Source organism: Bradyrhizobium sp. AC87j1 (assembly GCF_002936975.1).
Lineage (GTDB): Bacteria > Pseudomonadota > Alphaproteobacteria > Rhizobiales > Xanthobacteraceae > Bradyrhizobium > Bradyrhizobium shewense.
Window position 1 is genome coordinate 1 of sequence record NZ_PTFE01000266.1, and the last position, 833, is coordinate 833.

Consider the following 833-nt stretch of genomic DNA (forward strand, 5'->3'; position numbering starts at 1 on the left):
CTTGTACGGGACGCCGATCGTCAGACCGCCATCGACGACGATTTCGGAGCCCGTAAGATAAGAGGACTCGTCACTGAGCAGGAACAACACTACCTGTGACACTTCCGGCGGCTCGGCTGCCCGCCCAAGCGGAATGGGAAAACTGGAGGAATCGAAGTCCTTTGTCATCCAAGTGTTGATTAACCCCGGATGGACTGAGTTGATGCGAACCCCAGACGCCGCGGCCTCCAAAGCAGCGGACTTGGTTATGCCCCGCACGCCAAACTTGGAAGCGACGTAGGCGTGAAGCCCTGCACTACCCCTCAGCCCCTCGACCGACGAGATGTTGACGATCGAGCCTCCGCCCGCGCGGCGCATGGCCGGCAGGGCAGTCTGCATTCCCAAAAATACACCGGTGAGATTGACAGCAAGGGTCTCCGTCCACTGCTCGAGCGGAAACTGCTCGATAGGAGCAATACTGGCTATGCCGGCATTGTTGACGAGGCCATGCAGCGCGCCAAACTTGCTCTCCGCAGCCGCGATCGCTTGGCACCATTCCTCTGGCTGAGCGACGTCTTGACGCAGATAGATCGCGGATGTGCCAAGGCCAGCCGCGAAAGCCTCTCCTTCTTTACGAAGAGTATCGGTGATCACGACTTTAGCTCCCTCCGCGACCAGCAGGCGCGCATGAGCGGCCCCCATCCCTCGAGCCCCGCCGGTCACCAGAATGACTTTTTCGCTGACACGTCCCATAATTTTGCTTCCTCGACAGTGTGGTGGTGCAAGGTCTTTGCGACATCCACTATGCTCTCAATTGGCCCCTGGTCGATCTGCTGTGTCCCGCTGCGATGCCC

The 833-nt window shown here is 59.4% G+C and carries 1 protein-coding gene; it reads right to left on the reverse strand.

Annotation, left to right across the window (positions count from 1 at the left end; all coding sequences use genetic code 11):
* Positions 1-732, reverse strand: a 732-nt coding sequence (locus CV770_RS41235; RefSeq protein WP_104466332.1) for a glucose 1-dehydrogenase, incomplete at its 3' end; no start/stop codon positions are given.
* Positions 733-833 lie beyond the last annotated feature (101 nt).